The sequence below is a fragment of the Clostridium sp. D5 genome (genome assembly GCF_000190355.1).
Taxonomy (GTDB): domain Bacteria; phylum Bacillota; class Clostridia; order Lachnospirales; family Lachnospiraceae; genus Faecalicatena; species Faecalicatena fissicatena_A.
On the sequence record NZ_GL870818.1, the window covers coordinates 45,082 to 51,555 of the forward strand.

7 protein-coding genes are annotated in these 6,474 nt (G+C 46.7%); all 7 read left to right on the forward strand.

Annotation, left to right across the window (positions count from 1 at the left end; all coding sequences use genetic code 11):
• Nucleotides 1–759: an ABC transporter ATP-binding protein gene (locus tag HMPREF0240_RS18680; RefSeq protein WP_035314165.1), complete on the forward strand. Its 759-nt coding sequence runs from the start codon at nt 1–3 to the stop codon at nt 757–759.
• A 12-nt stretch (nt 760–771) separates the two neighbouring features.
• Entirely contained in the window at nt 772–1,482 is a 711-nt protein-coding gene (locus HMPREF0240_RS18685) for an ABC transporter ATP-binding protein (RefSeq protein WP_035314167.1), read from the forward strand.
• Nucleotides 1,483–1,494: 12 nt separating this feature from the next.
• Complete coding sequence (locus tag HMPREF0240_RS18690; protein WP_009004981.1) at nt 1,495–2,139, forward strand: cytidylate kinase-like family protein; 645 nt, start codon at nt 1,495–1,497, stop codon at nt 2,137–2,139.
• 666 nt (nt 2,140–2,805) lie between these two features.
• A complete protein-coding gene (locus tag HMPREF0240_RS18695; RefSeq protein ID WP_242833362.1) occupies nt 2,806–3,459 on the forward strand; it encodes a response regulator transcription factor in 654 nt (217 codons plus the stop codon).
• A 90-nt stretch (nt 3,460–3,549) separates the two neighbouring features.
• Complete coding sequence (locus HMPREF0240_RS18700; protein ID WP_009004983.1) at nt 3,550–4,461, forward strand: ATP-binding cassette domain-containing protein; 912 nt, start codon at nt 3,550–3,552, stop codon at nt 4,459–4,461.
• Nucleotides 4,454–5,287, forward strand: coding sequence for an ABC transporter permease subunit (locus tag HMPREF0240_RS18705; protein WP_035314168.1), 834 nt, complete (start codon nt 4,454–4,456; stop codon nt 5,285–5,287). Before HMPREF0240_RS18700 ends, HMPREF0240_RS18705 begins: the two co-directional genes overlap by 8 nt.
• A 12-nt stretch (nt 5,288–5,299) precedes the next feature.
• Nucleotides 5,300–6,181 (forward strand): HAMP domain-containing sensor histidine kinase, encoded by an 882-nt coding sequence (locus HMPREF0240_RS18710; protein ID WP_009004985.1) that lies wholly within the window; start codon nt 5,300–5,302, stop codon nt 6,179–6,181.
• Nucleotides 6,182–6,474 lie beyond the last annotated feature (293 nt).

Genomic DNA, 6,474 nt, shown 5'->3' on the forward strand with positions numbered 1-6,474 from the left:
ATGGCGTTATTAGAAGTAAAAAACCTTGGAATCTCATTCGGGGGTCTGCGTGCGGTAGACGCCTTTGATGTCGCTATCGAATCCGGTCAGCTCTATGGTTTGATTGGACCGAATGGGGCGGGAAAGACGACTGTTTTTAATCTGTTGACAGGAGTATACCAGCCGACAGAAGGCAAAATCCTCCTTGATGGAAAAGATATAACCGGGAAAAAAACCATAGACATTAACAGAGCCGGTGTGGCTCGTACCTTTCAGAATATTCGTCTGTTTCCAGCATTGACAGTACGGGATAACGTGAAGGCCGGTCTTCACAATGGACATCGCTATAGTACCGTGGAGGGAATTTTAAGGCTTCCACGCTATCGCAGGGTGGAAAAAGAGATGAACGAAAGAGCAATGGAATTATTAAAGGTCTTTGATCTTGATAAAGAGGCAGAATATCTTGCATCCAACCTTCCCTATGGAAAACAGAGGAAGCTTGAGATTGCAAGGGCTCTTGCAACGGATCCAAAACTCCTTCTTCTGGATGAACCGGCCGCTGGAATGAACCCCAACGAGACAAATGAACTGATGGATACGATCAAGTTTGTACAAAAAGAATTCAAGATGACGATCCTTCTGATTGAGCATGATATGAAGCTGGTCAGCGGAATTTGTGAGAAGCTGACGGTACTGAACTTTGGTCAGGTACTTGCCCAGGGGAATACAAAAGACGTGCTCAGTAATCCGGAAGTTATTACAGCTTATTTAGGCGAATAGGAGGGGATATAGTTGTCAATGTTGAAAATTACAGATTTGGAAGTATATTATGGGGTAATCCAGGCAATCAAAGGTATATCCTTTGAAGTAAAAGAAGGTGAGGTCATCGCACTGATCGGCGCAAATGGTGCCGGCAAAACGACGATTCTTCACACGGTCACCGGATTGATTGCACCTAAAGCAGGAAAAATTGAATTTGAGGGAACGGATATTACGAAGACGCCAGCTCATAAGATTGTATCTATGGGAATGGCGCACGTACCGGAAGGCAGACGTGTGTTTGCACAGCTTTCGGTATATGAGAATCTGAAGCTTGGTGCATACACAAGATCGGATAAGACTGAGATAGAAGAGACACTGGAGATGGTGTATAAGCGTTTTCCAAGACTGAAGGAGCGCAGGAACCAGGCGGCGGGAACCCTAAGCGGCGGTGAGCAGCAGATGCTTGCCATGGGAAGGGCGCTGATGAGCCATCCGAAGATCATTCTGATGGATGAACCATCTATGGGACTTTCCCCTATCTTTGTGAATGAAATATTTGATATCATCAAAGAGGTAAGTGCCGGCGGAACAACCGTACTTCTCGTGGAGCAAAATGCAAAGAAGGCATTAGGAATTGCAGACAGAGCATACGTTCTGGAAACAGGAAATATTGTACTGACAGGTGAGGCAAAAGCACTGATGAATGATGAGTCAATTAAGAAAGCATATCTTGGTGAATAAGGGGGCGTACTTGTGGACAACATTATTATTACAATTCAGAGACAATTTGGAAGCGGAGGAAAGACGGTAGGCGAAGATCTTGCCAAAGAGCTTGGTATTCCCTGTTATGGAAGGAACATCCTGCGCATGGCTTCGGACGACAGTGGAATCAATGAAAGATTATTTAACGAGGCCGATGAAAAGATTCAGTCGGGCAAGCTGTTTGGTATATCCAAGCATATTTATGACGGACAATTGATTCCTCCTGGAAGGGACAATTTCGTGTCGACCGAGAACCTGTTCTACTATCAGGCCAAGATAATCAAAGAACTGGCAGAAAAGGAGTCCTGCGTGATTGTAGGGCGCTGTGCAGGATTCGTACTCCGTGATAATCCCAACGCAATCAGTGTCTTTGTTCATGCTAATAAGCAGTTTTGCCTGGACAGAGCAGGAGAACGCGTGGCACTGACCGGGAAAGAGCTGGAGCGTTACGTGGAAGACATCGACAAATACAGGGGAAACTTTCACAGATACTATACAGGTCTGGAATGGGATGATGCGAAGAATTATGACTTGAGCATCGACAGCGGAAAAGTAGGATTTGAAAAGACTGGGGAAATTATAAAAGAGTACGTAAAGATTCGGTATGGGAGGCTGCCTCAGGGGGGACGGGGGTAGTTGGGGCGCTTACCGAGAGCCGGGACGGACTGCGAAAAGCACCTGTCCTGTTGGAAATACAGGCCGCTGCGCCAAGCAGCAGTAAGAGGAAATCCGCAAAATCAGACTGAACCGAACGCATTCACCGTTTAATCTGGTGATTAAACGGCTCAGGCGTTCTAAAAAGCTGCTTCGGAAGCAGCTTTTTTCAGTCTGATTCTGCGGATTTCCTCTAACAGCTGCTAGTGCTCGCTAAATGCATTTCCAACAGGACAGGTGCTTTTCGCAGTCCGTCCCGGCTCTCGGTAAGCTGGTTGCATCCAGGCGGGAGGAAAGGATTCGTTTCACGGTGGGGACCGGACCGGGGCAGTGGATGGGATAGAACTGGTGTGACTGGAATTTCTCCAGTACGATATTTAGGTATGTTTTTTAAAAGATTGGATTCACTTTTAATTACATTCAGTCCAGTTCCTGGGAGCTTACTGGTACCATAAAAGATACACCAATTCTATTCCATCTGTTGCCCCGCCGCGCGCCGGACTCACCTTATCATTCGCGTCCCCATCCCTCAACAAGACCATAGCTCGTTCACTTATCCCTCTTATTGATATTGTCCGCGTTGTCCCTTATAATAGACATCATAGCAAAAAAGCAACAAATCCGGAGGTGATTTTTATTAAGAGTATTATGATAATAGATGATGATGTCAGTATCGGCAATATGCTGGAGGAAGTACTAATCAGAGAGGGGTGCAGAGTATCACGGGCGTATTCAGGGACAGAGGCACTGCTCTTTCTGGAATCGAACAGGCCTGATCTGATTCTTCTTGACCTGATGCTGCCTGGACTTAACGGTGAGGAGGTGCTTCCTGAGATTAAAGGGATCCCTGTTATTGTGATCAGTGCTAAGGCGGAAGTAAGTGATAAAGTGGAACTTCTACTGGGCGGAGCTGCGGACTATATTACAAAACCGTTTGATATACAGGAGCTGCTGGCCAGAATCGCGGTACAGCTTCGGAACGCTTCCGGTGCGGGGCAGCCGCCGGTTCTGAACTGGGAGGAGCTGACGATGGATCTGGCTGCACACACGGTCAGTGTAGGAGGACGTGAGGTACATCTGACGAAAACAGAGTTTGCGATTTTGAAACTGCTTATGCAAAATCCGTCACAGGTGATTCCCAAGTCCGTCATGCTGGAGCGGATCAGTGAGGATACTCCGGATTGTGTGGAAAGCTCTTTGAAGGTCCATATCAGCAATTTAAGGAGAAAACTTAGGGACGCCGGGGAAAAGGATTATATAGAAGCGGTGTGGGGAATTGGTTTCAAACTGAAAGAAGAATAAAATCTTTACCATTTCTTTACTGCCTTCTTTACTGCTGTCTTAACCTTTATCAGTTAGAATGCCAGTATCAAACAAAAGGAGGCAACATAAATGGAATATGTTCTTACAACAGATTCTTTGAGCAAACAATATGGACATTTTAAGGCATTGAATGAGCTTTCCATCCATGTACCGAAAGGTGCTATTTATGGATTTGTCGGGAAAAACGGCGCCGGAAAAACCACATTGATCCGGTTGGTATGCGGACTGCAGAAACCCACTTCAGGAGAATATTCATTATATGGAATCAGCAGCAATGCTGACATAGCAAGATCCCGGAGGAGAATGGGAGCGGTGGTGGAAACCCCGTCCATCTATCTGGATATGACCGCGCTGGACAACGTGAAAGAGCAGTACCGTATCCTGGGGCTGCCGTCTTTCGATACCATACCGGAACTTCTGAAGCTGGTCGGACTGGAAGATACCGGAAAGAAAAAAGCAAAGAACTTTTCTCTGGGGATGCGCCAGAGACTGGGGATCGCCATCGCTCTGGCGGGCGATCCAGATTTTCTCGTGCTGGATGAACCCGTCAATGGGCTGGACCCGCAGGGAATTATTGAGATGCGCGAGCTGATATTAAAACTGAATCGGGAGAGGCAGATCACAGTCCTGATCTCCAGCCATATTCTGGATGAATTGTCCCGGCTTGCAACACATTACGGTTTTATTGACAGGGGACATATGGTAAAGGAAATCAGTGCGCCGGAGCTGGAAGCCGCCTGCCGCAAATGTGTGCGTGCGGAAGTATCGGATATTGCTGTACTTTCAAAAGTACTGGATAAGATGGAACTGGACTATGAGGTCATTTCTGACAGCCAGGCGGACATCTTTGCCAGTGTAAATGTCACCCGGTTGGTCCTGGCACTGTCTGAAGAAAATTGTGAAGTGTTGTCAATGAATGAGCGGGATGAAAGTCTGGAAAGTTATTATGTCAGTCTTGTAGGAGGTGGAAGTTATGAGTAAACTGCTGTCAGCGGACTTTGCAAGACTTAAAAAAGATAAGCTGTTCTGGATAGGCACGATATTTATGTTTGCTATGGGTGTTTTAAGCCCTGTGATGAACTATATAGATATGAAACATTCGGGATACGAAATTTCTCTGGACAACATATTCTTTATTTATGCTATCTATATTGGAATTCTTTTATCTGCATTCTGCAGTCTGTTTATTGGTACGGATTATAGTGACGGTACCATACGGAATAAGGTAGTGATAGGGCATACAAGAATTTCGGTTTATCTGTCACATTTTATCGTATGTGCGGCGGCAGGTATGCTGATGTGCCTTGCCTATATTGTACCGGGAGGACTGCTTGGAATATGTCTGCTTGGATTTTTTGAGACAGATATACAGTTGGTGCTGGGACTGATTCTTTGCAGTGTGATTATGTCGCTGGCGTTCACGGCTGTTTTCTCACTGGTGGCAATGCTGAACCAGAACAAAGCAGTTGTGGCGGTAATCAATATCCTGGGCGTCTTTATTCTTCTGTTTGGCGCCATTTATATCCGGTCAAAGCTCTATGAACCGGAAATATATGATGGGTATGTGTACAGGGATGAAAACGGTGAAATTGTGGAAGTTGAAGCCGCTCCTAATCCCAGATATATTAGAGGTACGGAGAGGGAGGTGTATACTTTTTTTTATGATTTTCTGCCGACATGCCAGTCACTGCAGCTTTCAAGTATGCAGGTTGAACGCTTATGGAGGGTTGATCTATATTCTGCCGCGATTACCATTGTGGCTACAGGGGCCGGCCTGTTCTTCTTCCGGAAAAAAGATTTGAAGTAAGGAGGCTGTGCCATGCTTTGGCTTGGAATTTTATGTGGGGTTCTTGTGATTGTAATCGTCATATTGCTGAACAAAATTGCCCTGCTCCACAGGGCGGCTTATGAAGTGCACTCACAATTTGCCGAAAAGCTGGAGCATGACACAAACACTTTGATTGTCATTTCAACCCGCGACCGTTACATGCGCAGGCTTGCCGAAGAAATCAACGTTCAGCTCAGAGACCTTCGGACAGAGCGACAGCGTTTCCAGCAGGGAGATTTTGAACTGAAAGAAGCAGTCACTAACATTTCCCACGATCTTCGGACCCCGTTGACTGCAATCTGCGGTTATCTGGACCTGCTGGAGCAGGAAGAGAAATCTGAGGCGGCAGAAAGGTATCTTGCAGTGATTAAGGAGCGTTCGGAAGTTCTGAAACAACTGACGGAGGAACTTTTCCGTTATACGGTCATCACATCTGCACCGAATGATTCAAGTTATGAAGACATCATATTAAATCACGTTCTGGAAGAAAGTATTTCTGCATATTATGCGGCCCTGAAAGGCAGCCGGATTGTGCCGGAGATTACCATGCCGGATGAAAAAATCAGGCGCAGGCTGGATAAAAAGGCAGTATCAAGGATTTTCGGAAACATCATAAGCAACGCCATCAAATACAGCGACGGCGATCTCCGGATTACGCTGCAGGAGGATGGTGAGATCATATTTTCCAATCACGCCTCCAGACTCAATGAAGTCCAGGTCGGAAGGCTGTTTGACCGCTTCTATACGGTGGAAGCGGCAGATAAGTCAACCGGGCTGGGACTTTCTATTGCAAAAATATTGATGGAACAGATGCAGGGGAAAATAACGGCTCGGTATGCGGGGGGAGTGCTCAGTATACACCTAAAATTCTAAATCGGGATTTAGCGACGAGCTTTAGTCTCGGCGCGGACGGGGACGCTTCATGACAGGGATGGCGTGGAGGTACTGGGGCTGTATATGCCGCTGCGATATGCACCCGCGCTGCCAACTGCTCCTAGGACACCCACTGCCGGTCAGGCGGGTACGCAGAACACATCACGGGAAATCTGAGGATTTCCCGCGCTGGGTTCTGCAAAAACTTGATTTGGTGATCAAGTTTTTCCCCGCCTGCCCGGCAGTGGTTGTCCAAGGAGCAGTAAGCGCACTCCAGCATTTCGCAGCGGCAT

Excerpts from the sequence above, each read along its gene's own strand:
- HMPREF0240_RS18695 (WP_242833362.1), top strand. The coding sequence starts at position 2,806 with ATGATAATAGATGATGATGTCAGTATCGGCAATATGCTGGAGGAAGTA.
- HMPREF0240_RS18705 (WP_035314168.1), top strand. The coding sequence starts at position 4,454 with ATGAGTAAACTGCTGTCAGCGGACTTTGCAAGACTTAAAAAAGATAAG.
- HMPREF0240_RS18700 (WP_009004983.1), top strand. The coding sequence starts at position 3,550 with ATGGAATATGTTCTTACAACAGATTCTTTGAGCAAACAATATGGACAT.
- HMPREF0240_RS18710 (WP_009004985.1), top strand. The coding sequence starts at position 5,300 with ATGCTTTGGCTTGGAATTTTATGTGGGGTTCTTGTGATTGTAATCGTC.
- HMPREF0240_RS18680 (WP_035314165.1), top strand. The coding sequence starts at position 1 with ATGGCGTTATTAGAAGTAAAAAACCTTGGAATCTCATTCGGGGGTCTG.